Below are 23,172 nucleotides of genomic sequence, written 5' to 3'. Positions count from 1 at the left end.
AAAAGTTACCTCAATATTAATAAAGTACAATTCTAAATTAACTCCAATTATTGATTCATGATAATATTTCAGTAACTAATCGTGCAATTAAAAACAAGGATTTTTATTTCAGACGATCCATCGTGAACACTTCATCAGCCATCTCCCAAATTGCCGGATTATGTGTTGCGATAATGATTAGCCTATTATCATCTCGAAGAGATAGCAAAATCTCCATAATCAACTGAGAGGTTGCTGGGTCTATTGAAGCTGTTGGCTCATCTGCCAGAATAAGGGGTGGATTCTTTAAGATAACTTTTGCCAAGGCAACCCGTTGCGATTCTCCGCCCGATAACTCAAAGATGCGCTTATCTAGGTCAAGATAAGCCAGGCCGACCTGTTCTAAAGCCTGCTTCTGCCTCAACCGCTGTTCCGACCGACTCAACTTTTGACCAATGAGACCTAGCTTAAGGTTTTCTTCAATACTTTGGTTTTCAATTAAGCCAAAGTTCTGGAAGAGGTAGCCCAATTCGTGACGGAAAAAATCACTCGATTTATACTTGGCCAAGTCTTTACCTCGGTAAAAAATCGTGCCATCATAAGATTCTAATTTCCCAATCATGTTCATCAAGGTTGTTTTTCCGCTACCACTTGAACCAATTAAGGCATAGACTTTTCCAGCCTCAAATGTTATTGAAAGATTCGAAAATAACTCTCGTTCTCCAAAAGATTTACTCACCTGTTTAAGTTCAATCATATTAACCTCCCTTCAAAACAAGCATGGACATCTTGTTTTCTTTCTGCATTTGGACATGTAACTGTAAAAGAGATAGACCAGTAAAGAGTAACGAGACTAAGAAAGCAACTACTATCTCTACCATAAGAAATAAACTCGCAACAAATCCCAGTAAAAACACACCCAGTTGAGCAAAGAGATAAGTGCGATGGATTTCTAAGAACCTGAGACCTGCAATGCGTTTGATAAAAATGGCACGTCTAAATTCTTCAAAGTAGAGCCTATTCATAGTGTTAAACAACAAGATTGAAGTTGCAATCCCAAGCACAGCTCCTGCTAGCATTACCCAACGTTCCCTCTGGATATTATCCGATAATGTGATGTAGTTGTGGTAACCTGTTTGCATTTCTGAGACCCAATTTTCAATGCCTTGTCTCTGGATAAGCTCCTGGGCATCAGACAATTGATTAAAGAGAACGTAGTTCTGTACTGCGTCTACCCAAAACAAAATGGACTGTGGACCAGTTGATTGGGGTGTTATAACAATGATGATTGGATCTTTCAAAAACTGCTGGTAAGAAATAGGGGTCGTATTATACACAAAACGATCCTGACCTGATTCCAAATAACCTACCGTAGCAGTCATTTGCTGTCGTTCATCTTGACTAGACATGCGACTGGTTAAGTCGTCTTCAAAAACAGATTTATAATGTTCTTCCTCTGAACGGAGGTGTTCAGGCAGCAATAAGACAAACTCCCCTACATCAAGGTGATTCATCTTTTGCTCAATAGTTGTATCTACAGGAATGTTTTGACGCTCCAAGTATTGCGGTGTGACGATAAGGACATTGCCATTCGGGCTGTAATCGTGCCATTCTGTAGAGGTTGCCAAGTTTTTGGAGGAAGCCATGCCATTTTGCAAAGTACGGTCAATTAACTGGTGTCTAGATAAGAAAGCCTTTTGTTCTGAAACAGCCAGATCCATCAATTGATACCAAGTTCTGAATTTCCTTTGAGCTTGTTCATCAAAACCAGGACTCGTTCCTTCACGGCTGATTGATAGGATAGTCAGTTGCCTTTCCTGACTCCAAACCTCTTGTCCAATCCGATGCTGTTGCCAGGCTTGGGAATACTTTAAGCTACTCCCTATTCCCAGCGTTACAATAATAATCGCTAATAGTTGACCGATTAAAATCAAACTAATGATTCCTCTGACAGGCACTTGCCCTTTTATAATCTGCATCAGGTGTATCTTTTTTATCCCAACTGCGAAGAGTTGAGCGAAAAACAGGGAGATCGACAACAAGATGAGATTATAACTGAGCAAGCCTTCTTCTATGGTCATTAGGGATTGCGTTGGAAGCGACAGAATTTTTTGCATAAGAATGGCGAGCACGCCAGCTAAACTGAAACCAACAGCTATCCCTTTCAAATCCTCACCAACTGGTCTAAGGAAAATGGACCACCGTTTCTCTCCTGAAATGAGGCGAATGCCCGACGACCGTAATTGGCTAATTTGACTAATTAAAGTCAGTGCTCCAAAGGTTAAGATGAAAATCAATAGACTGATTAACTGAAATCCGTTACTAAAGATAGCCATTAACGTAGATAGTTTAGATGGAATTGTCAGGTGCATGTTAGTCAAGCCAAGTTGACTTAGCTCCTCCTTTAGCAAGTGAATATCTAGGTGTCCATCGAATACAAAATAGTTTGTTTCAACACTACTACTTTGAGCATCTTCTAGTTTTTTTTCCTGAAGCCCATCAGGCAACTTTCCGTTCCCAAAGGTCGTATAAGAAAAAACTGTAGTACCTTCTGAGTTAGGATCTTGGTGTTGAATCGCAATAAAGCTATCCGTTTCTTCTGCTAGTTTTTCCAAGCGTGTAGCAACATGCTGAAAAGTTGTTTCAGGGGAAGAATCACGTACAACAACGTTGGGGTAATAATGGGAGACATATGTATCAGTCCAAATGGTAAATACCCAAACAAAGAACAAACTAGCAAGCAGGTTGGATATGAGTATAAATAATTTTTTCATAGTGCATTCCTTATTCTAAAACAGAGGGCAGAAATACCCCTGACCTCTATAAACTAACAAGCTTACTAAACTATTGATAAAAGAATCTTCTTCAATTATTCTTTACCATCTCGCATCAAATCTAATTTTTAACATATTATTACTCCTCTGAATGAAATATTATGAAAATGAGCGAAATGCAACTACATATTTTAATTAGAAATTTCAGTCTGAATTATAGTATCCTATTTTTTCCTCCTTTCTAACTGCATGTTCCTTTCTACAGACAGGGACCTAATTTTATAAACCAATCTTAAATACTTTAGATTTTGTAACTCATAATTTTCAACAGTTGGTTAGCTATGAAAGCATTTTATCAAACATCTCCATTCTGATATCTATCTGGTATTGTTACAAGCTCTCATAAGAATACCTTTCTCTAAATAGTTGAATTTTAAAGTAATACGAAATCAATCAGCCTTCCCAACATCAAGACCATTGGACTTCTTTTGTGATTGCACTCGAATCTCCAATTGTTTATTCTTCTGAATAAACTGTTGGTAAGGAATTGTATTACTAAACATAAAAACACCTAGTAATGCAAATGTAACTAATTTTTTAATTCCACGATTTTTTTCATTCGTGAAACCCTTTTCTTTTTCGTTATCCTTATTTTAACAGATATATTTTATTTAGCCAAGCATTTTTATGTAATTTTTGACTTTTTTTTCAGGTTATTACCATAAAGAATTATTTATTTCTTTAACTTGCTATTTTGAACTAAAAATTTTATAATGAAATTAAGCAAATAGGAAGGTTTATTATCTTTAATGAATACACTCGCAGAGAAATTCAGATTGAAAAGAAAAGAGTTGAGACTCTCCCAACAAACTCTTGCAGAAGGAATTTGTGAACAAAGCCAGATTAGTAAAATTGAGAGAGGGCATTTCATTCCCTCCGCAGACCTTTTGTTCAAACTCTCACAACGACTTGAAGTACCATTAGATTATTTTTTTAATGAACAAATTGAAATTAAATCTAACCTCTCTAATTTCAAGCAATTATCTGCTCGACTATTAGATGACAGAAATTATGACGATTTGGAATATATTTATAGAATAGAGATTGAACGAAGTACTTTTCTAACACTAGAAGACCGAACTTACCTTGAATGGATTAAAGCTATTATTGACTTCTATCAATATGACAGTAAGTGTGAGGCTATTTCTTCATTGGAAAATATATTATTAAAAGTCTCCTCAAATACTCTGATTTATTTAAAGGTATTGAATACTCTATCTAATTTCCATTCCTTAGTGGGTCGTGAACAAGAATATGAGGCAAACTACTCTCATTTAATGGAGTTATATCAGACAAAAAATTTTGAGCATCAAGAGTTTTTATTTGGCTACATCAGAGTTCGTTACAACTACGCTCACTACCTAGTGTCAAAGGAAAAATATAACGAAGCCATCCAAGAAGCTCTTGAGACGATTGAACTCTGTAAACAAAGACAGACAAGCTACCAACTGGCTCCTCTACTTATTCTTGCAGGAAATGCTGGAGCCAAATTTCTAGACAAAGAACAAGTCAAAAATTATTATATAGAAGCAAGAGAGTTATGTAAGATTTATAACAATCCTTTAATGTTGATGAAGATAGAAAATTATTTGAAGGAATTAGATACTGTTTAGTTAATCTTGACATTATAGTTTTTCTGAAACGTTAAATAACCTGTAAGGCTGATAGTATTAATTTCACTATCAGCCTTATAATTATGTGAAGATTCCTTTAGGGATAGTGGTAAGTAATACTAAAGCCTCTTTAATAGGCAAGTGACGAGTCAAGAGCAATGAGGCTTGAACAAAGTGAAAGCCAGCGTCTGTAGGCGCTGGTTGGTAATTTGGGCTTATAGCCCTGGGACAAACCACCCGTTTGACGGATGGTCATGATTTACGAGTAAATATAATTTCAATCAGATAAAAACAACTACCTTATACTCAATGAAAATCAAAGAGCAAACTAGGAAACTAGCCGTAGGCTGCTCAAGATACTGTTTTGAGGTTGTAGATATGGCTAACGTAGTTTGAAGAGATTTTCGAAGAGTATTACTCTACAGATTTCAAGGCTTCAAGCATATCAACCTTTCTCAGATGATGATTGACGAAGAAACCAAGCAAGGTCAAAATGATGCTTACTGCTGCCACTGGGATTACATAGACTTCCCAACCTACCTGCGGATAAAAGAGAATAGTCGCAGGCGAAATCATTTGAATCAAAAATTGGTGTAAATAGAAACCAGATACCAGACCAAGTACGATTCCCACAAGGGACAGCACAATCGTCTCACGGTAAATGTAGAGGGTGACTTCATTATTATGAAAACCGAGAACCTTGATAGTGGAGAGTTCACGGACTCTCTCAGCTACATTTATATTTGTTAGATTGTAAAGGATAACGATAGCCAATAGAACCGACACGATGACCAAGATGGTCATGGTCTGATTGAGTGAACTGGCGACCGAGTCAAAGAGTCGAATGGCTGAAGCGTTCTGGACAACGCTGGACAACGCAGATTGATTCATAAGTAAGCCGGCTTGTCTTTCGATACTAGTAGCACTGGTATCCCTTAACGAGACCAGATAAGTGTTGGCTTGGGGTAGCTGTTCATAAAGTTGCTCATAGCTAGCTTGACTCATATAAATAAAGTGGCCAACGTAGTTCTCAGAAATGGCAGCGACCTTTAGCTCCTTACCTTCAATTTCTAGAATCTGCCCAGCCTTGACACCTGCCAGCTGGGCAAGTTTAGCTGTGATAACGACGCCATCTTTTAATGTCAGCTCCTGCTGATGGCTTTGAAGATGGATAAAGGGAGTCAAATCTTCCTTCTCTGTCATCATAAGGGTAATGGTCTGAAGACCAGCCTTACCTTTGAAATCCTTGTCTAGCGTCTTAGAATAAATTTTCTGGTAGGCTTGGATGTCCTGCCCTTTCAACACTTCTTCTAGATTTGCCTTATCCTGATTGGTCGCACTAGGATTTTCAGAAACAATCATCTGATACTGTTGGATATATTGAAACTGTCTATACGGAACTCCTGCTACAGAGGATTGGATTCCCAAACCTGCAAAGAGCAGAGCTACAGAACCTGCCACACCAAAGATCGTCATCAACATCCGCTGCTTATAACGAAAGATATTGCGAGCTGTTATCTTATGAGTAAAACTGAGACGGTGCCAGATAAAGCCGATACGTTCCAGTAAGATTTTGGCCCCTTTGACAGGTGGTTTAGGCAGTAAAAGTTGGGTTGCTTCGTCATGAAGTTCCCTACGAGCCACCAGATAGGCTGGTAACACACTCGCCAACCAACTCAAGACAAGAGCCAGTAAGCTATAGGTCCAATAGAACTGAATCTGGGTTTCTCCTACCACCATGCCTTTTGTAATGACACTTGAAATCACACTGGCTAGTAAATAATGGCCAAGGATGCTACCTAGAGCTGTTCCGACAGTCCCAGCTACTAGGCCGTAGAGGAGAAACTTGGCGATAATATCCTTGCTACGATAGCCCAAGGCCTTAAAAATTCCTGCATGTGTTCGCTCTTCATCCACAAAGCGAGTCATGGTTGTAAAGGTCACCATGGCCGCTACGGCATAAAGCACCACAGGAAAGATATTGCCCACTGCTCGAATACTGGATGAAGCATTGCTATACATGAGATAGCCCTGTCCACCTGGTATGGTCTGACGATTATAGACTTGATACTTAGGCTCAGCCAAATCATCCAAAACTTGCTGATGTTTTTCTAATTTTTCCTTTTCTTGAGCTAGATTTTGTTCAGCCTGCTTTAGTTTATCCTCTTCCTTGCTCAATTCCTGCTTGGCTTGGGTAAGTTGAGCACTGGCTTGATCTCTCTGAGCTTGAGGAAGCAAGGCTAGTTGACTTTCCTGAGCTTGTAAACGAGCTTGAGCAGTTGCTAAACGACGCTTGCCTTCCTGCAAATTAGTCTCAGCCTTATCAAGGGTCTCTTTACTTTTGTCTAGAGACTCTTGTCCTTCTTTTTTCAAGAGTTGCAGACGTGCCTTACCATTATCTGACAAAGCTTGTTCTAGATCTTCCTGATGCTGTTTGGATTTTTCTTCATAAGCTGCTGAGAAAGCATTTAAACCTGACAAATCTTGATATTTTAAGCGTGCTATATTGTAGACTTTCTGATCAAACTGACTAGGTAAAATCACCCCATAGGCTGTCAGAGTCCCACTTCCACTGCCTGCGTAGCCCATATCTCGCTGGGAGAGGATTTCAGCTGAATCCACAAAACCAGTAATGGTATACCTATGGTCTTTTAAAGAGGAATGACCCTCTTCTTTTTCTTTAAAACTAATCTCCTGTCCTACACGATATTGGCCCTGCAAATGAGTGGCCAAAGCGATTTCCTTGTCTGACTGAGGAAGTCGTCCCTCTCTTAGCTGAAAGGTTGAAATTCGCTCTGGTTTGGAGTACAGCCGAATGGCATCCTGCCTATTTTCCATAGTCACATCTGTCAAATAGCCAAACTCAACCTCTGCACCCTCTATCTGTTCTAATTCTTTTTGATCTGCTTGATCCAAACCATAGTTAGACATGACTGCCAAATCCAAAGTTTGAGCAGTTGTTAAATAAGCATTAGCTGTCGCCTCCATGTTGGGGCTAGTCACTTTGAGGCCTACTAGAGCTAAAGAACCCAGCATCATCAAGGTTAAAATGGATAAAAAACGCCCCTTAGAGCCTGTGAAGGACTGAATCAAGTCCTTCCAATAGGTTTTTCGTTTGATCATGCTAGTACTCCAAATTGTCGATATCCTGAGGATGCGGGTTGATCACCACATCCTTGACACTGGCATCGTGCATATGAATCACGCGATCAGCAATGGGCGCCAAAGCTCCATTATGAGTCACGATGATCACCGTCGCTCCCTTTTGACGAGACATATCTTGGAGAATTTTCAAAACCTGCTTACCCGTCTGATAATCCAAGGCGCCTGTCGGTTCATCACAAAGGAGAATTTTAGGATTTTTGGCTACCGCGCGTGCAATGGAGACTCGCTGTTGCTCCCCTCCAGAAAGCTGGGCTGGAAAGTTATTGAGACGATGAGCCAGACCTACATCTGTCAAGACCTGTTCAGGATTCAAGGCATCTGTCACAATTTCTGATGCCAGTTCTACATTTTCCTTAGCAGTTAAATTAGAAACTAGATTATAAAACTGAAAAACAAAACCGACATCATTGCGGCGGTAATTGGTGCGCTGGTAGGAACTATAGTCTACAATATTGACACCATCAATCCAGATTTCCCCGTCGTCATTGGTATCCATGCCTCCAAGAAGGTTAAGAACTGTTGACTTGCCTGCACCAGATGCACCTAGAATGATTACCAATTCACCCTTTTCAATCTCAAAATTCACATCACGATTGGCCACAATCTCCGTGTCCCCAACCTGATAACGCTTGTAACAGTGTTTCATCTCAATATAAGCCATAAGCCCCACCCTCTCTCAAACAAATTACTTCCTACTACCATTATAACGCTTTTTCAAATAGTTGGAAACTGCTTACATTTTCAAATCCTTCAAAAAAGGCAGTTCCAAATTACTGCCTTCTAATACTCAATGAAAATTAAAGAGCAAACTAGGAAGCTAGCCGCAGGTTGCTCAAAGCACCGCTTTGAGGTTGTAGATAAGACTGACAAAGTCAGTCACATATATACGGTAAGGCGACGCTGACGTGGTTTGAATTTGATTTTCTAAGAGTATGACATCTTCTTAAAAAGAAAATTGAACCAGATCGCCTTCTGCTGTCGCCACTGAAATACAATCTTTCCCTATACATTTCACTTTTGCTTTTTCTTGATTCACTTCAATCACACTTTTTTCAATACCTGGATAAGAGACTCGCAAATCTCCTCCACTTCCTGATAAAATGGTCATCTGTAAGAGTTTTTTATCCTCCCACCGCATACTAACTTCAAAATGTCCACGTGCCATTAAACCTGAAATAGAACCTGTTGACCAAGCATCGGGTAGGGCAGCTAGGGGCACTAGATAAGCTGTATGAGACTGGAGCAACATTTCTGCCATACCACTAGTAGCACCAAAATTACCATCTATCTGAAAAGGAGGATGGGTGCACCAAAGATTGGGCAAGGTGGATGTCTTTAACTGCTCTGCTAATAATTTATGGGCTCGATTTCCATCTCCTAGACGCGCCCAGAGATTGATCTTATTAGCCTTGGACCAGCCTGTGCCCCCGTCTCCACGATCATTGAGACTAGCACGCGCCGCTTCAAGATAGTCTTGTCCCTTATGACTAAAGAGATTTCCAGGATAAAGTCCCACCAGATGAGAAGCATGCCGATGTTGAGCCTCCACCTTCTCATTTTGAAAATACTGTTCTTCCTCCTCATACCACTCTCTGATTCGACCAGATTGAGTGATTTGTAGAGGATTAAGCAGGTCAAATTTTTCTTTGACTTCCGTCAACAAATCCCCATCCAGCCCCAATTCCTGAGCAGCCTGTATAAAATCATGAAATAACTGCCAAATCAGAGATTGGTCATAGGTATTGCCAATCGAAATCGGTCCATGTTCTGGGGAATAAGACGGAGAAGATACCCAACGTTGAGCCTGCTGATCCTCATGTAAAAAATCATTCCAAAAACGAACCGTTTCCTTCAACATGGGATAAATTTTCTCCCTGAGATAGTCTTGGTCCCTGTAAAATGAATAGGCTTCATAAACAGTTTGCATCATCCACGCATTGGCAGCTGGTGACCAACCCCAATAGTAATCCCAACCAGGTGCCGTCCAGCCAAAAGGAGTCGCTTGAGTATGAACCAACCAACCATTCTCCTCCCCTTCCTGAGAGACAATTCCTGCATACCTTGCAGCCGCTAGACGACCATAGACTCGCAAATCATCGATATAGTTGATGACTGGAAAAGCCGTCTCTAGGAGATTGGTAACATAGGCTGGCCAATAATTCATCTGCAGGTTGATATTCAGGTGATAGTCCGAATTCCAAGGAGGATTATCGACCCCATTCCAGACTCCCTGTAGGTTAGCTGGTAGAGCATCTGGGCAGTCTCTAGAAGAACTAATCAATAAATACCGCCCATACTGGAAGAACAATTCCTCCAAAGCCTGCCCCGCTTGTGGCTTATAATTTTTTAGCAAATCATCTGTAGGGGATGATTCAAAATCAGCTCCCAAATCCAATTGAACACGCTGGAATAAGGCTTGGTAATCCTGAATATGCCTTGATTTCAATTGGGTATAGCCCTTTTCTTTAGCTATCTTCACCAAGTCTTTTACCTGTTGCTCTAAATCTATTTTCTTGCGATAATTGCTAGCAGGATTTTGGGAAAAATCCGTCTTAGCAGCCAAGAAGAGATTGGCATAACTGGCTCCTGATATCTGAATCTTATCTGACCAGACTCTAATGTCTCCATCCGTTTCCCAAGCTAGACAGCCAGCAAACCGCAGGTCATTGTCCTTGACCCTCCCCTTCATCAAGATATGAGAATCAAAGACATCCAACTTGCATTCCTTGTAATCAGATTTTTCCTGCTCATACTTTCCATCAGAAGCCAAATCACGACTTAGCGACAGTTCTATAGTAAAATCTAGAGTTTCCGCCCCTTCCTTAGTAAAACGCTGAACCAAGAGATCATCTGGAAAACTGGCAAAAGCTTCACGTTCAAATCGCGTTCCCTTATAGGCATAAGAAGTCATCGCAAGTGCCTTACTAATATTCAGCTGTCTCTGATAGTCCGTCACCTGAGACAAAGTCGTACCTTGCTGGCTGAACTCAATGTGAATATCCCCAAAGGACAGATAGGTCCCATATTGACTCGTTTGGGGCCCGACTAGATGCTGCTCCGCCAGTTCCTTAGCCCGATTGTAATCTCTCTTTTCCAAAGCCTGCCGAATATCAGCTAAAAAACCATACTGATCCTGAAGATTTCCACCCTGATAATCGGAACTATCAGGAAGTGGACCACCAGACCAGAGACTTTTTTCATTGAATTGAATCCGCTCAGCCCCTATAAGCCCAAAGACTTTAGCTCCTAAACAACCATTGCCTAGCGGTAAGGCCTCTTCTTCCCAACCCTTGTAAGTAGTTGAAGCTGGTTGCTTGTAGGTCAGTACATAATCTTGTTTTTTATTCCTTATCATACTACCATACTAACATAAAAAGCCTAGAAATCAATTCTAGACTTACAATTTTTTATTTTCCAAGGTAGTATTCAGAAACTACGTTCAATTTTTCGTCGAATTCGAATACTAATGGTGGGAAGTTAGGGATTTCCACATCCATGATTTCGTCATCTGACAAACCTTTGATGTGTTTTACAAGGGCACGGATTGAGTTACCGTGAGCTCCTACAAATACGTTTTTACCATCTTTAAGAGCTGGAGCGATTTTATCTTCCCAGAATGGAAGGGCACGTTCCAAAGTTACTTTCAAGTTTTCAGCATCTGGAATGACTGAGTCGTCAAGTGAAGCGTAACGACGGTCAGTGTGAGCTGAGTGCTCATCATCACGGTCCATGTTTGGAGGCAATACATCGTATGAACGACGCCAGATGTGAACTTGTTCATCACCAAATTGTTCAGCAGCTTCAGCTTTGTTTTTACCAGTCAAACCACCGTAGTGACGTTCATTCAAGCGCCATGATTTTTCAACTGGAACCCACAATTGGTCAGAAGCTTCAAGAGCCAAGTTAGTTGTTTTGATCGCACGTTTCAATACTGAAGTATAAGCTTGGTCAAATTCGATACCAGCTTCTTTGATCAATTTACCAGCGTCAATCGCTTGTTGTGTACCTTTTTCAGACAAATCAACATCAGCCCAACCAGTGAAAAGGTTAGCTTTGTTCCATTCAGACTCACCGTGGCGAGCAAAAACCAATTTTACCATTAGATGGATTCTCCTTTAAATTTTCCGAGGTTTCCCCTCGTTTATCTATTCTATTTTACACAATTTTTCACAAAAAAGCTAGTCAAAACCAAAAAGGAACCGACTGTTTGGCAGTTGGATTGCTTTGAACAAGATCAGCAAATATATGAGAAGAAATTTCCATTTCACTCTTGCTAGTCTCCTTACTTTTTGTTAGAATGATGTCAAAAAATAAAGAAGGTTAACATTATGCCACAACATCTCTTTAAAGAATTGGCTCAACTAGAGCAAGTAGAGGCTCTAGCTCTAGGAGGCTCACGGGCTGGACAAGATTTTGACAAAGACTCTGATTATGATGTATATGTCTACCTCAGTTCTCCTCTCTCGCCAGACATACGAAAAGAAATCCTCAGTAAACATTGCTCCTATATGGAAATCGGTAATCAATTTTGGGAATTGGAAGATGATTGTGTTCTCAATAATGGTATCGAAATCGAGCTGATTTACCGCTCTTTAGACGAATTTGACAAAGATTTACAAGCCGTAGTTTTAGAGCATCAAGCCCAGAATTCTTACACTACTTGTATGTGGTACAATCTTCTCAATAGTAAGATTATCTACAATCAAGATGGTCACTATGCTGCCCTCCAGAAAAAGTACAATCTTCCTTATCCAGCTGAGCTGAAAAAGAATATCATCAACAAGCAATTCCTGCTTCTCGACCAAGCTATGCCAGCTTTTTCAAGACAAATCAAAAAAGCTCTCAAACGCCAAGACTTACTCAGCATCAATCACCGCACTAGTGAGTTTTTCGCCTCTTATTTTGATTTGCTCTTCGCCTTCAATGAGCAGCTCCATCCAGGAGAAAAACGCATGCTCCAGTTCGCAAAAAACAATTGCTCTCATCTACCTCAAAATTTTGAAAACGATATTCAAGACTACTTTCAAAATCTCTACCAACTAGATCACCATCAGAAAACAGTCCTAACTTTGGAGCATCTCCTATCAAATCTTAAACATTTGGTTGATGAATCCATTTAGAACGCCAACAGATAAAAGCTCATGAAATCTACTTTTCAGATGAATCATGAGCTTTTTGAAATTCAACAATAGATAACGATGTAAAGTTATACTCAATGAAAATCAAAAAGCAAACTAGGAAGCTAGTCGCAAGCTGTGCTGAAGTACAGTGAGGCAACATTGACGTAGTTTGAAGAGATTTTCGAAAAGTATTAATTGAAACAAGAAAACGACAATAAACTTCTAACATGATAAAAACGCATCATATCAGGTATTCAAAAACGTGATACAATGCGTTTTATAGATTATAAAATTAGTTGTCTTTCCTTCTCAAATTGAGTTTTCTCTAGATTTTTCAACCTTATTTCGCTTCAAATCCTTCTGCGACTGCGTCCGCGAAATTTTCTTCTACGATGCTTGCACAGTGGTCACAAATGACTGCGTGGTAACTGCGTTCTGCTGTTGTTGGGTCGATACGACGGCAACGGTCACATACTTCACCTGCAGCGCGTTCTACTGTGAAGGCTACATCTTCGAAGCTAACAGCAGTTTCTGGAGCTGGTCCTTCTGCGATAGTCAATTCAGACACGATCAAAAGTTGAGCTACATTACTGTTTACTGCTTCGAGTAGAGTTTTCACAACTTCGTTCGGATAAACTGTCAAGTGTGCTTCGAGTGATTTACCGATAACTTTGGCATTACGAGCTTCTTCCAAGGCTTTTTGAGCTTGTCCACGGAAATCCATGAATGCAGCCCATGTATCCAAGATTTCCTCTTGGTTAGCAAAAGTTTCTGCTTCTGGCAATTCTGACAATTGAACGAAGTCTTCGGCTTCAAACTCAAGGTATGACCAGATTTCCTCTGCAGTGTGAGGGAGGATTGGTGTCAAGAGTTTGGTGATTTTAACAAGAATGTCATAGAAGACAGTCTGCATTTGACGGCGTTCCAGTGATTTGGCACCTTCGATGTAAACAACGTCCTTAGCAAAATCAAGGTAGAAGGCTGACAAGTCAACGTTGATAAAGTTCACCAAGGCCTTGTAGATTGTCAAGAATTCAAAGTTAGCATAGGCATCACGAATCGTTTTCACAAGCTGGTTAAAGCGAATCGTCATGTACTTATCAACTGAGCGAAGCTCATCGTAAACTACTGTATCTTGAGCTGGGTTAAAGTCAGATGTATTGGCAATCAAGAAACGAAGGGTGTTACGGATTTTACGGTAAGTTTCAGAGACTTGGCTCAAGATATCCATAGAAATACGCACGTCGTTGCTTGAGTCTACACTTGTTACCCAGAGACGCAAAATTTCAGCACCAAATTGTTTTTCAACATCACTTGGAGCAATGGTATTTCCAAGAGATTTAGACATCTTCTCACCTTTACCATCAAGGGCAAAACCTTGTGACAAGATTTGTTTGTATGGTGCTACGCCATGGTTGGCAACAGATGTGATAAGTGAAGAGTTGAACCAACCACGGTATTGGTCAGAACCTTCAAGATAAAGGTCTGCTGGGTAAGTTAATTCTGGACGGTTTACTACAACCCCATTCCATGATGAACCTGAGTCAAACCAAACGTCCATGATATCTGTTTCTTTCTTGAATTCACCATTTGGTGAACCTGGGTGAGTATATCCTTCTGGCAAGAGGTCCTTGGCATCGCGTTCCCACCAAATGCTTGAACCATGTACTTCAAAGAGTTGAGCTACATGTTCAATAGTTTCAGCAGTCATGATAGCTGTACCATCTTCAGCGTAGAAGATAGGAAGCGGAACACCCCAAGCACGTTGACGAGAGATAACCCAGTCGCCACGGTCACGGATCATATTGTAAAGACGGACTTTACCCCATTCTGAGTGGAATTTCACCTTTTCAATTTCATCCAAGATTTCTTGGCGGAATTTAGAAACTGAGGCAAACCATTGTGGTACTGCACGCCAGATGATTGGTTTCTTAGTACGCCAGTCAAATGGATATGAGTGAGAGATTTCTTCTTGGGCAAGAAGGAGGTTACCAAGTTTCTCGATAACAGTTGGAACTACCTTTTCATAGAATTGACCTTCAAACTCAGCACCAGCATTAGCCATCATGATACCGCGTTCATCAACAGTGACCGCAACTTCAAGACCATTAGCAATACCGACATTGTAGTCGTCTTCACCAAAACCAGGGGCTGTATGGACAATACCAGTACCAGAGTCAGTGGTAACGTGATCACCAAGGATAACCAATTCATCTACAGCTGTATCCCATGGGTGTTCTGTTACGATGTGGTTGAGTTCTTGACCACGGTAAGTTGCCAAAACTTGAACATCAGCCCAGCCAAATTTCTCAGACAAGCTAGTTAACAATTCTGCAGCAACCACAAACTTACGAGTTTCACCAGCAGGTTGAACCAAAACGTAATCAATATCCGCTCCAACAGTCAAACCACGAGAAGCTGTAATGGTAAATGGAGTAGTTGTCCAGACAGCGATGTAAGTATCTGTATCTAGAACACCTTTGCCATCTTTTACTTTATTTGCATAATAAAGAGAAGTTGAAACCAAGTCATGGTATTCAATCTCTGCTTCAGCAAGGGCTGACTCAGATGACCAAGACCAGTAAACTGGTTTTGCACCACGGTAGATATAACCTTTATTAGCCATCTCACCGAAGACACGGATTTGCGCTGCTTCATAATCAGGAGTCAAAGTCACATATGGATTTTCCCAGTCACCAGAAACACCCAAACGTTTAAAGTCTTCACGTTGTTTATCTACTTGAGAAAGAGCGTATTCACGGCAAAGTTTCAAGTACTCAACCAAGTCCATTTCTTTGCGTTTAACACCTTGTTTTGCCAAAACTTGCTCGATTGGCAGACCATGAGTGTCCCAACCAGGGATAAATGGTGCGTAAAAACCTGACATAGATTTTGAGCGAACAATGATATCTTTTGAAATCTTGTTCATAGCATGTCCAACGTGGATATTTCCGTTCGCGTATGGAGGGCCATCATGCAAGGTGAAATGAGGTTTTCCTTGGTTCAATTCTTGACGACGTTGGTAAAGTTTTGCATCTTCCCATTCCTTTTGCCAAACTGGCTCTTTGGTAGGAAGGCCTGCACGCATTGGGAAAGCTGTTTTCCCAAGGTTAAGGGTATCTTTAAGTTTCATGGTATCTCCTTTATAAATAATAACAAATTAAAAACCACGACTGCCAAAAAGGACGAAAATCGTGGTACCACCTTTGTTCGGAAAAAGATCTAGTCTTTCTCCCTCTTTTCCCGTAACGTGGGGAACGTCAAATCTTACTAGCTTCAGACTTGAGTTTTTGAGAGGATAATCTTATCATTAGGGAATGCAGGACTCACACCATCTCCTGCTCGCTGGAAATATAAGGATAAGATATTGTTCTCACATCGTTTCTTATAAAATTGTAACAGATTCTTGCGGTGCCTCAAATCCTGGTTCTGAGCTTACAGCTTCAGTAGCTGGTGTTGGGCCTGAGTAATGGCTTGGGACTACTTCTGGCTCTTCATACATTGGACCAACTGGATGAGCAGGCTCTTCTTCAATTTGAGGACTCACTACAGGAGTTGGATTTTCCACTTCCTGTTTAGCCTGAGCTTCAAATTCAGCCAATTCTTTATTGGCTGCCTCAATACGAGCTTGTAACTCTGCCATTTCTGCCTGAGAGAATTGACGTGTCATATCAATTGGTTCTTCCTCAATTGGAGCTGGAATCGGTTCTCCAAGCACTTCGCTAACCACTTCTTTAAAGGCTTCATCACTGGTTTGAAGATAAGTAGCTGTTGGACGAAGAATATCTTCCCAATCTGAAGATTCAACGATAGCCAACTGACTCTCAATTGTAGATTTAAGACGCTGGTGGAAGACACGACTCTTGTTCTTCAATTCTTCTGTTTCAACAGCAACTTTCTTAGCATTATCAGTTGCGTGACGAAGAATTTCATTTGCCTTGTACTTAGCTTCTTCCAATAAACGTTGTGCATCTTGCTCTGCTTGATGGATAATATTGTTTGAACGTTCAGATGCAGCTTGTTTTACTCGTTCAGCTGTATCTTGAGCAATCAATACAGACTGGCTCAATGAATCTTTCATCTCATCAAAGTAAGACAAACGATCTTCTAAACTCTTAATATGTAAATCCTTATCATGATTAGAGCGGACTAAATCTTCATAATCACGGACTACAATATCTAAAAATTCATCTACTTCTTCTGGATCAAAACCTCTAAAGCGTGTGCTAAAGGTTTTATCTTTGATTTCTAACGATGTAATTGGCATATTTTTCCTCACTTACTTAATAACAACTGGACTGTTATTTTTTTCTTCTCTTTTTTAGTTTGTCCCTTATCTTGAAGTAACCTCAAACGCCCAAATTTTCTCACACTAATCAAGTCTCCAACTTGAACAGTATAATCTGATTTGTCTACCATATGATAATTTACTTGGACAAGTTTCTTGTCAATCAACTGGTTTGCTTGATTTCTAGATAGTTTTAAAACATTTGATAAAAGAACATCTAATCTAAAACTAGACACGCATAAATCCAGCTCTCTATACTGTTCTAGCTTATCTATTTTCTCGGTGAAAGGACGTTCCTCCAGCGAAACGGGTATACGGCCAATTTTCTTTAATCCATCTTGAAAGAGAAGAAGAAACTGTTGATTAATCATAATCTGCGCCCGTTCTTCATCTACTAGGATATCTCCAAAAAGTTTCCGTTCAATCCCTAATTGATTGATGACTGTCCCTAAAATCTTAGCATGCGTTAAGTGTTCAAATTTATTGGAATATACAATTTCCTGGAGAGACATTTCAAAATCTGAAAACTCTGGCTGGAAATAATCTGGGTATAATAAAACTCGAACATACTCACTTGAGACGAATTCCCCACTACTGCTACAAGCAAGATCATAGGTTTTGGCTAAAATTTTTAATAGCTTCTCCTGATGAGGATTGATAAAAGGAGTTAAAAAAGGAGCATAGCTATCTTCTACCTTCTTTATCCATTCCATTCCCTTATCAAGAAAGGGGCGATCTTCTATAGAGAAATGCTGGTAAATCCCTTTATTCATCCCATCATCGCCAGAAAACGCACTAAGTTTTCCCCTAAAAACCGAACCAAAACAATCGCAACCCAAACAGATAAATCTAGACCTGCTATCTGTAAAGGCAGACGTTGCAAAGGAGCAAGCACTGGTTTTACCAATGCTACAATCCAACGACCTAAACTTGATTCGTAGGCACCTGGAAACCAAGACATGACAGCAAAGGCTACCAAAATCAGGGAGTAAATATCCACTGCATTATAAATCATACGAATTAAAAAAATCATTATCGTACTCTATTTCGTCTCATATCAAAATCAAACTCACCTTGTTGATCTTCATCTGGTAAACGGATATCTTCAACATTTACAATAACATTCACTGGTGTCAACAGGTACATGGTAGATGCTACCTTTTTCAAATTTCCAGCTAGAACATGGCAAGCACCATCCAGATAATCTAAACAACGACGAGCTTGCACCTCAGTCATATATTGAAAATCAATCAAAATACTTTCGTTTCCTGCTAATAAATCAACAATTTCTATCGCATCTTCATATTTTCTAGGGTAACGAACATCGATTGTTACTTTTTCAGTAGAATGTTGATTTTGCTTGGCTAACTCTTGTTGACGTGCATGCAGTCTAGTAATATTAGTTTCTTTTGTACTACTTGTGCTTGTGCGTGGTGTTGGATTCGTTGAGAGAGCCTTTTCCTGTGTAGAATTTACTGGAGTTAAAATGGGCTCATCTCGTTTTTCATTAGGGAGACTTAAATCCTCATCCTCCGTAAAATAATCTATAAATCTATCGAATCTATCTTTTAAAGACATGGTTCTCTCCTACTTAAAAAATGCTGTACCTATGCGAACAAAGGTGGAACCGAATTGAATCGCTTCTTTATAATCACGACTCATTCCCATACTTAACTCGGTCATAGGCATATTTGGAATTTGTTTTTCTTGGATTTCTCTTTGTAAATCTTGAGTCGCCTTGAAAATCTCTTTCAACTGTTCACTGCTAGCCTCAAATGGCGCCATTGTCATCAAACCAACATATTCAATCTTATCTAGTTTGGCTAACTCTGGCAAGACTTCCAATAATTCTTCTCTCGAAAAGCCGTGTTTACTTTCTTCTTTAGAAATATTTACTTGCAGGAAACACTTGATGACTCGGTCACTTCTTTTTTGAATTTCCTCTGCTAGCTTTACTGAATCCAAGGCATGAAAATAATCAACATATTGAATGACATCTTTCACCTTACGTCTTTGCAAGGTACCAATCAAATGCCAAGTCACATCTCGATCTTTTAAAGCTTGATATTTCTCTAGAAACTTATCTACACGATTTTCACCGATATGATGAACCCCTAGCGGAAGCAAGGCTTCCGCTGTCGGTACATCTACATACTTGGTAACTGCAATGACAGAGACTGAGCCACTCTTGCGATGAGCACTCAGACTAGCTTCTGCAATTTCTAGAAAAACACGTTCTGTATTTTCTTTTACATTCATTTACTTAACGATTTTTGAAAAATGGAGGTGTATCCAACTCATCTTCATCTTGCGAATTTGGAATTTCAAAGCGTTCTACCGGCGACACTACTGAATCCGTCGGACGAACGAGTGTCTCACGACGTAAATCCCAATCACCAAAAGCAGATGTTTGAGTTTGATCCGAACGACGTTGATTTTGTTTTGGCAATTCAACTGTTTCTGCCATATCAAAATGACGATCAAATCCATGTGAATGAGATGGTTTCACTGTTTCACGGTAGTTAGTAGTCGGTCTAGCTTGTGGAGTCACAACCTTTTCTACGCGGTCTTGACGAACACCCGTTGCAACAACTGTTACACGAATCTCATCACGCATACTTTCATCAATTGAAGTACCGAGCCAGATGTTTACTCCTTGTCCTGCTGCTTGGTTCACAATTTGTGAAGTCTCTTCTGCCTCAATCAAGGTTAAGTCAAGACCACCAGTTACGTTGACAATCACATCTTCTGCTCCATCAATTGTTGTTTCAAGAAGTGGAGAGTAAATTGCCTTACGTGCTGCTTCAACAACACGTTCTTCTCCACTACCGATACCAATACCCATAAGAGCATTCCCTTTATTTGCCATTACCGTTTTCACATCGGCAAAATCAAGGTTAATCAATCCTGGATTGGTAATCAAATCGGTAATTCCTTGAACACCTTGACGGAGAACGTTATCTGCTTCGCTAAGAGCTTCAAGAAGCGGTGTCTTCTTATCAACAATTTCAAGCAAGTTATTGTTTGAGATAATCAATAGAGTATCTACATGCTCACGAAGTTGATTGATTCCTTCTACAGCAAATTGTCCACGCTTGCTTCCTTCAAAACCAAACGGACGTGTTACAACACCAACTGTAAGAGCACCCAAATCTTTTGCAATACGAGCAATAACAGGGGCAGCTCCAGTTCCAGAGCCTCCTCCCATACCAGCAGTGATGAAGACCATATCCGCGCCACTGATAGCTTCCGTCAGTGTTTCTTCGCTTTCTTCAGCAGCCTTACGACCAACCTCAGGTTGACCTCCTGCACCCAAACCACGAGTCAATTTAGGTCCTAACTGAATAACAGTCTCAGCTTTTGTACTGCTCAAGGCTTGCACATCTGTATTTGCTGCGATAAATTCTACGCCTGTAACACCTTCGTCGACCATACGGTTGATGGCATTGCCACCACCTCCACCGACACCAATTACTTTAATCACTGCACCTTGGGCAGCAGCTGTATCAAATGAAAATGTCATAATTTATTTTTTCCTCTTTATTCGTCAAACATGCTTCCGATCAAGCCACGGAAACGATCTGCTAATTTCGGTTTATTTTGTGAAGTCTGTTGAAATTCTGCAACTTGTTCTGCAGGAGCTACAGGTTCTACTTCTGGAGTAGGAGCTGGTTGAACAGTAGTTGATTGAACAAACTGAGCTGTTTTCTGAATCATTCCCCCGAAACTGAGCGGTTGTTGGAATAATCCTTCATCACCCTTGACTGCTCGTTGAGCCAAGAGATGTACTTCTGTCAATTGTCCCGCAAATTCTGATAGACTAATCACATGCGCAAAGGCAGGATTACGAATTCCAACTTGGTTTGGAACATAGAGTTTCACACGAACACCAAAAACTTCTTGAGCAAGCTCCACAATACCCGGTAAAATAGCCGTTCCACCAATCAAAACAATGCCACCAGGAAGATCCAATAAATGTCTTCTGTCTAAGTCTTGTTTGATTTGTTCAAAAATATGCTTAATTCGTGCAGAAATAATCTCTGACAAGTAATTTTCTGTTACTTCAACAGGTTCTACTTCCCCAATCACTTCGACTTGGAATGTTTCTTTACTTGCGAGAGGAGGATAAGCCTCTCCATAGTTTAATTTCAAACCTTCGGCTAGTTTCTGTGATGTCTTCAAGACTTTAGAGATATCCTTAGTTACGTAATCTCCGCCTTCTTGGAGAATATTGGTGAACTGGAGTTCTTGGTTACGGATTGTAGCAACAGTTGTCTGTCCTGCTCCCATATCAATCACTGTAGCACCAAATTCACGTTCACCTTCATTCAAAATCGATTGAACCATTGCTAGTGGTGAAATAATAATATTTTCAACCTGAACACCTGCACGTTCAACTGTCTTACGTAGGTTATGTAAAATAGTGCGAGGACCTGTATAAAGTAAACCACGCATTTCAAGGCGAACCCCCATCATGCCACGTGGGTCACGAATTCCTTGAAAACCATCCACAATAAATTCCTCAGGAATGAATGTGATAACCTCACGATCAGGCGTCATACTCTTTGTCAAAGCTGATTTGACAACATTTTCGACATCTTGATCCATAATTTCCTTGGTATCAGATGTGACTGGAATCATTCCTTGAGTTGGTTCTACCTGTAAGAGATTAGCTGGTAAACCAACATTCACTGATTTAATTGAAATGCCTGCTTTTTCTTCCGCTTGGGAAATTGCTGATTTGATAGCAGTTGCTGCTGCATCAATATCAACAATAATTCCATCCTTTACACCTTTACTTTTGGCATTACTCACACCAATTACATTTAATTCACCATTTCTCTGCTCGGCTACAAGCACCTTGACAGAGCTTGTTCCAATATCTAGACCTGTAAAAAAGCCTTCTCTAGCCATTACATCGCATCCTCTCTATCTTCCAAGTTTCTAACTTCGTAATATTCAATAGCTAAACGTGGGCATAGCTATTCACAGAATATTATAACACAAAAAATCTCATCGTGCTCAGTTTTTTCCTAAATTTACTAGCCAATTTTTTTGTTTTTCTGTTCAGAAATTCATTCACTGTAAACTTTGTCAACAATCTGTCTATTGTACAAAAAAGAAAGCTCATTTCTAAGCTTTCTTTGCAATCATTTTTTCTGCTTCTTGTTCTAAAAATAGTTCCAAAATTTTCTTTGTCAAGGTAATCGCTCCCGACAAGGCCAGAGAAACGATTAAATAATTAGCCACTAAGCCGTGATCTCCAACCAATGGAGGTTTGGTCAAGAATCCGTAATCTCCACCTGTTACCAAATTGACCACAAAAATCAAGGCATTTAATGCAAAGGTCATGAGAAAAATTCTTTTCACATCTAGCATTCTCGCATCGTACTGTCTCAAGAGATAAACCAGTGAGTTCCCCAAGAGAGCTAAGTGCCCAAAGATAAAGGACAAAATGGCAATATGTGGGAAAGGATAGGGATCTGGCACTGGATAAACAAAGGCAGCTAATGTCCCAAATGTTCCTAGTAATGCAAAATACTGCCTATATTTAGACTGACCAGGAAGTAAGAGCACCACAAACATAGCCATACGGCAATGGTAGAAAGGTAAACTTTCTGACAGTGGCATATGGTTGACCCCATACCAACCATAAAGTAGGATCAACTGAACAGCCTGCAAGATTTGGAAAAATCGTTGGTAAGCCTTCTTTTCACGATAGCGATAGGCTGTATAAAAGGTCAAACCCAAGAGTGTAAATATACTGATATACCAAAAAAGATCAAACTTGGGTGGCTCTGTTGCTTGGGTCGTAAAGAAAATATCCCATAAATTCATCTAGTCTTCCTCATGATTCAAAATTTTCCTGCATTTTATTATACCATGCTACTTAAGAAAAATGAATTTAGAAATACGATAATCATCTTCTTAGTCAAGATATTGCTCCCTCTGACCTTGATAAACCTGCCAAAGAAGCTCTATTTGCTCCTTGGTAATGCGTTTTTCAGATAAGGCTGGCAGTTGGTCAATGGCAAAAAATTGAAGGTGTACTGACCCCAAAAAGTTAGACAATCAATTTATCCGAAGGATTTAGTTCTGTATTGCACAGGACTGAGTCCTTTTAGTTTTACCTTAATTCGTTTATTGTTGTAGTAATCAATATAGTCTACAAT

General features: G+C 40.0%; 18 protein-coding genes and 2 pseudogenes. 2 read left to right on the top strand and 18 right to left on the bottom strand.

The features are described 5' to 3' along the window. Positions 1–103: 103 nt before the first annotated feature. The 3 genes and pseudogenes from FJR77_RS08930 to FJR77_RS10425 all read right to left on the bottom strand — a co-directional run. Positions 104–736, bottom strand: a complete 633-nt coding sequence (locus tag FJR77_RS08930; RefSeq protein ID WP_061759304.1) for an ABC transporter ATP-binding protein — start codon at positions 734–736, stop codon at positions 104–106. 1 nt (position 737) lies between these two features. Then, the gene (locus FJR77_RS08925) at positions 738–2,753 is read right to left on the bottom strand and encodes a DUF1430 domain-containing protein (protein WP_061759302.1); all 2,016 of its coding nucleotides are present in this window, start codon (positions 2,751–2,753) and stop codon (positions 738–740) included. A 449-nt stretch (positions 2,754–3,202) separates the two neighbouring features. Then, positions 3,203–3,367: pseudogene (locus FJR77_RS10425) on the bottom strand (PhrA family quorum-sensing system peptide); the annotation flags it as partial. Between the two features lie 195 nt (positions 3,368–3,562). Here FJR77_RS10425 and FJR77_RS08920 point away from each other — a divergent pair. After that, positions 3,563–4,426 (top strand): helix-turn-helix domain-containing protein, encoded by an 864-nt coding sequence (locus tag FJR77_RS08920; RefSeq protein ID WP_061759300.1) that lies wholly within the window; start codon positions 3,563–3,565, stop codon positions 4,424–4,426. Between the two features lie 414 nt (positions 4,427–4,840). Here FJR77_RS08920 and FJR77_RS08915 read toward each other — a convergent pair whose 3' ends face one another. The 4 genes from FJR77_RS08915 to FJR77_RS08900 all read right to left on the bottom strand — a co-directional run bounded on the left by FJR77_RS08915 (position 4,841) and on the right by FJR77_RS08900 (position 11,691). Then, positions 4,841–7,549 carry an ABC transporter permease gene (locus tag FJR77_RS08915; protein ID WP_140834550.1) on the bottom strand — a complete coding sequence of 903 codons (2,709 nt, stop codon included), beginning with the start codon at positions 7,547–7,549 and terminating at the stop codon, positions 4,841–4,843. Between the two features lies 1 nt (position 7,550). Continuing rightward, positions 7,551–8,252 (bottom strand): ABC transporter ATP-binding protein, encoded by a 702-nt coding sequence (locus FJR77_RS08910; protein WP_140834551.1) that lies wholly within the window; start codon positions 8,250–8,252, stop codon positions 7,551–7,553. Between the two features lie 282 nt (positions 8,253–8,534). Next, on the bottom strand, positions 8,535–10,946 hold the full coding sequence (locus tag FJR77_RS08905; RefSeq protein ID WP_140834553.1) for a glycoside hydrolase family 95 protein: 2,412 nt from the start codon (positions 10,944–10,946) through the stop codon (positions 8,535–8,537). A 52-nt stretch (positions 10,947–10,998) separates the two neighbouring features. Next, positions 10,999–11,691, bottom strand: a complete 693-nt coding sequence (locus FJR77_RS08900) for a phosphoglycerate mutase (protein ID WP_000240129.1) — start codon at positions 11,689–11,691, stop codon at positions 10,999–11,001. 228 nt (positions 11,692–11,919) lie between these two features. Here FJR77_RS08900 and FJR77_RS08895 point away from each other — a divergent pair, with 228 nt between their 5' ends. Next, positions 11,920–12,711 (top strand): nucleotidyltransferase domain-containing protein, encoded by a 792-nt coding sequence (locus FJR77_RS08895; protein ID WP_140834554.1) that lies wholly within the window; start codon positions 11,920–11,922, stop codon positions 12,709–12,711. Between the two features lie 340 nt (positions 12,712–13,051). On the opposite strand, the gene ileS is transcribed toward FJR77_RS08895, so the two are convergent. The 11 genes and pseudogenes from ileS to FJR77_RS08835 all read right to left on the bottom strand — a co-directional run. Further along, positions 13,052–15,844, bottom strand: coding sequence for an isoleucine--tRNA ligase (ileS, locus tag FJR77_RS08890; protein ID WP_140834555.1), 2,793 nt, complete (start codon positions 15,842–15,844; stop codon positions 13,052–13,054). 252 nt (positions 15,845–16,096) lie between these two features. Beyond that, complete coding sequence (locus FJR77_RS08880; RefSeq protein WP_001123206.1) at positions 16,097–16,978, bottom strand: DivIVA domain-containing protein; 882 nt, start codon at positions 16,976–16,978, stop codon at positions 16,097–16,099. A gap of 8 nt (positions 16,979–16,986) precedes the next feature. After that, complete coding sequence (locus FJR77_RS08875) at positions 16,987–17,772, bottom strand: YlmH family RNA-binding protein (protein ID WP_140834556.1); 786 nt, start codon at positions 17,770–17,772, stop codon at positions 16,987–16,989. Beyond that, positions 17,769–18,032, bottom strand: coding sequence for a YggT family protein (locus tag FJR77_RS08870; RefSeq protein ID WP_140834558.1), 264 nt, complete (start codon positions 18,030–18,032; stop codon positions 17,769–17,771). The genes FJR77_RS08875 and FJR77_RS08870 overlap by 4 nt, the downstream gene beginning before the upstream one ends. Beyond that, complete coding sequence (locus tag FJR77_RS08865) at positions 18,032–18,577, bottom strand: cell division protein SepF (RefSeq protein WP_000053378.1); 546 nt, start codon at positions 18,575–18,577, stop codon at positions 18,032–18,034. Before FJR77_RS08865 ends, FJR77_RS08870 begins: the two co-directional genes overlap by 1 nt. A gap of 9 nt (positions 18,578–18,586) precedes the next feature. After that, complete coding sequence (locus FJR77_RS08860; protein WP_140834559.1) at positions 18,587–19,258, bottom strand: YggS family pyridoxal phosphate-dependent enzyme; 672 nt, start codon at positions 19,256–19,258, stop codon at positions 18,587–18,589. Positions 19,259–19,262: 4 nt separating this feature from the next. Further along, positions 19,263–20,522 carry a cell division protein FtsZ gene (ftsZ, locus tag FJR77_RS08855; RefSeq protein ID WP_140860122.1) on the bottom strand — a complete coding sequence of 420 codons (1,260 nt, stop codon included), beginning with the start codon at positions 20,520–20,522 and terminating at the stop codon, positions 19,263–19,265. 17 nt (positions 20,523–20,539) lie between these two features. Further along, on the bottom strand, positions 20,540–21,913 hold the full coding sequence (ftsA, locus tag FJR77_RS08850) for a cell division protein FtsA (protein ID WP_049535035.1): 1,374 nt from the start codon (positions 21,911–21,913) through the stop codon (positions 20,540–20,542). Between the two features lie 219 nt (positions 21,914–22,132). Beyond that, positions 22,133–22,837 (bottom strand): YwaF family protein, encoded by a 705-nt coding sequence (locus tag FJR77_RS08845; RefSeq protein WP_140834562.1) that lies wholly within the window; start codon positions 22,835–22,837, stop codon positions 22,133–22,135. Positions 22,838–22,927: 90 nt separating this feature from the next. Next, positions 22,928–23,044 (bottom strand): annotated as a pseudogene (locus tag FJR77_RS08840) (NUDIX hydrolase); the annotation flags it as partial. Positions 23,045–23,076: 32 nt separating this feature from the next. Then, the coding region (locus tag FJR77_RS08835; protein WP_133162783.1) for an IS3 family transposase at positions 23,077–23,172 on the bottom strand (96 nt) is incomplete at its 5' end.

The organism is Streptococcus shenyangsis, from assembly GCF_006385785.1.
Taxonomy (GTDB): domain Bacteria; phylum Bacillota; class Bacilli; order Lactobacillales; family Streptococcaceae; genus Streptococcus; species Streptococcus shenyangsis.
This window is presented reverse-complemented; position numbering and strand designations above follow the sequence as displayed.

Excerpts from the sequence above, each read along its gene's own strand:
- FJR77_RS08845 (WP_140834562.1), bottom strand. The coding sequence starts at position 22,837 with ATGAATTTATGGGATATTTTCTTTACGACCCAAGCAACAGAGCCACCC.
- FJR77_RS08930 (WP_061759304.1), bottom strand. The coding sequence starts at position 736 with ATGATTGAACTTAAACAGGTGAGTAAATCTTTTGGAGAACGAGAGTTA.
- ftsZ (WP_140860122.1), bottom strand. The coding sequence starts at position 20,522 with ATGACATTTTCATTTGATACAGCTGCTGCCCAAGGTGCAGTGATTAAA.
- FJR77_RS08860 (WP_140834559.1), bottom strand. The coding sequence starts at position 19,258 with ATGAATGTAAAAGAAAATACAGAACGTGTTTTTCTAGAAATTGCAGAA.
- FJR77_RS08915 (WP_140834550.1), bottom strand. The coding sequence starts at position 7,549 with ATGATCAAACGAAAAACCTATTGGAAGGACTTGATTCAGTCCTTCACA.
- ftsA (WP_049535035.1), bottom strand. The coding sequence starts at position 21,913 with ATGGCTAGAGAAGGCTTTTTTACAGGTCTAGATATTGGAACAAGCTCT.
- ileS (WP_140834555.1), bottom strand. The coding sequence starts at position 15,844 with ATGAAACTTAAAGATACCCTTAACCTTGGGAAAACAGCTTTCCCAATG.
- FJR77_RS08905 (WP_140834553.1), bottom strand. The coding sequence starts at position 10,946 with ATGATAAGGAATAAAAAACAAGATTATGTACTGACCTACAAGCAACCA.
- FJR77_RS08865 (WP_000053378.1), bottom strand. The coding sequence starts at position 18,577 with ATGTCTTTAAAAGATAGATTCGATAGATTTATAGATTATTTTACGGAG.
- FJR77_RS08875 (WP_140834556.1), bottom strand. The coding sequence starts at position 17,772 with ATGAATAAAGGGATTTACCAGCATTTCTCTATAGAAGATCGCCCCTTT.
- FJR77_RS08895 (WP_140834554.1), top strand. The coding sequence starts at position 11,920 with ATGCCACAACATCTCTTTAAAGAATTGGCTCAACTAGAGCAAGTAGAG.
- FJR77_RS08925 (WP_061759302.1), bottom strand. The coding sequence starts at position 2,753 with ATGAAAAAATTATTTATACTCATATCCAACCTGCTTGCTAGTTTGTTC.
- FJR77_RS08910 (WP_140834551.1), bottom strand. The coding sequence starts at position 8,252 with ATGGCTTATATTGAGATGAAACACTGTTACAAGCGTTATCAGGTTGGG.
- FJR77_RS08900 (WP_000240129.1), bottom strand. The coding sequence starts at position 11,691 with ATGGTAAAATTGGTTTTTGCTCGCCACGGTGAGTCTGAATGGAACAAA.
- FJR77_RS08920 (WP_061759300.1), top strand. The coding sequence starts at position 3,563 with ATGAATACACTCGCAGAGAAATTCAGATTGAAAAGAAAAGAGTTGAGA.
- FJR77_RS08880 (WP_001123206.1), bottom strand. The coding sequence starts at position 16,978 with ATGCCAATTACATCGTTAGAAATCAAAGATAAAACCTTTAGCACACGC.
- FJR77_RS08870 (WP_140834558.1), bottom strand. The coding sequence starts at position 18,032 with ATGATTTTTTTAATTCGTATGATTTATAATGCAGTGGATATTTACTCC.